Source organism: Sebaldella sp. S0638, from assembly GCF_024158605.1.
GTDB lineage: Bacteria > Fusobacteriota > Fusobacteriia > Fusobacteriales > Leptotrichiaceae > Sebaldella.
This window is the reverse complement of sequence record NZ_JAMZGM010000255.1, coordinates 1-1,325: the sequence shown is the minus strand read 5'-3', so window position 1 is coordinate 1,325 and position 1,325 is coordinate 1. Positions and strand designations below refer to the sequence as shown.

Below are 1,325 nucleotides of genomic sequence, written 5' to 3'. Positions count from 1 at the left end.
CCACTTCCACCATCATAACCACCGTCCACAAGACCAAAAAATTTTAGCTTAATGTTAATGGTTTCCTTATAAATAATAACTTCTTCAACAAATGTTTGAAGAATTTGTTTTTTTATGGGTATATTTTGGCTGTCTAATGCATCAGCTAATCTCTTAACATAAGAAGAAATATCATTAATATTGATATTTTTTGTATTGTTAAGATTCTCTTGTATCCTAATTTTTTCAATTAATTCTAGTTCTAAAGTATCATTTTTACTTTTAAATTCTTCTTCAGTGATAAATCCATCCAAAAATAGTGTCAGAAGCTTTTCTTTTTTACTTTTGATGTTTTGTATATCTTTATCATTTTTCTTCTTTAAATCAGCAGAATTTTTATTCTGGAATTTTATTTTATTTGTAAGTTCTGAAATAAATAAATCTAGCCGGTCAGAAGAAAAAATGAGATTTCTAATAGTTTTAAAAACTAAGTCTTCAATGACTTCTTTTCTGATTTTAGGATTCATACAATCAGTTTTTTTAGATTTTCGATTGGTGCAATTGTACATACGGTATTGCTTATTTCTACCATTAGTTTTTCCGCCACCAGAGAAAGAACCGCTACATTCACCGCATTTAAGAAATCCAGTTAGTAAATAATCGACCTTTGAATCAGAACGTCCAGTACTGGATTTTTTTAATAATAATTCTTGGACTGTGTAAAAAGTTTCTCTATCTAAAATAGCTGGAATAACATCTTCTTTTCTTTCTTCTCTGTTAGTTATTTTTCCATTTTTATCTTTTTTTCCCAGTATATATGTACCGATATATTTTTCATTTCTAAGAAGATCCCTGATACCGCTCTTAGTAAAAGGCTTTTTTCTTTTATTGATAAGATTTCTTTCATTTAAAAGTTGAGCAATTTTGGTATAGCCATTGCCTTCTATGGCTAATTTAAAAATTAATCTTACGATATCAGCTTCCTCTTCATTAATAATATATAATTTAGTTTCCTTATCAACATCAAGCCCAAGAGGGGGGATCCCGCCAGCATGCTTATTGTTATGAAAATTTTCATATAATCCCTTTTTAGTTTCTCTGGAAAGATTAAGGGAATAATATTCATTGATACCAGTAATAACACTTTTAAGGATAACAGATTCAGGGGAATCGTTAAATTGTTCCAGAACAGAAATGAGTTTGACATTATTATTGTTTAGTTCTCTTTCATAAATAGCCTGGTCATATCTGTTTCTGGCAAATCTATCCAATTTATGTACTAGAACATATTCAAAAAGATTTCCCTTACTATCTTTAATCATCTGTAGGAATTGTTCTCTATCAGT

1 protein-coding gene is annotated in these 1,325 nt (G+C 28.9%); it reads right to left on the bottom strand.

Going from position 1 to position 1,325, the window contains the following annotated elements; all coding sequences use genetic code 11:
• Positions 1-1,325: recombinase family protein (locus NK213_RS20075; protein WP_253352654.1), on the bottom strand; the 1,325-nt coding region annotated here is incomplete at both ends.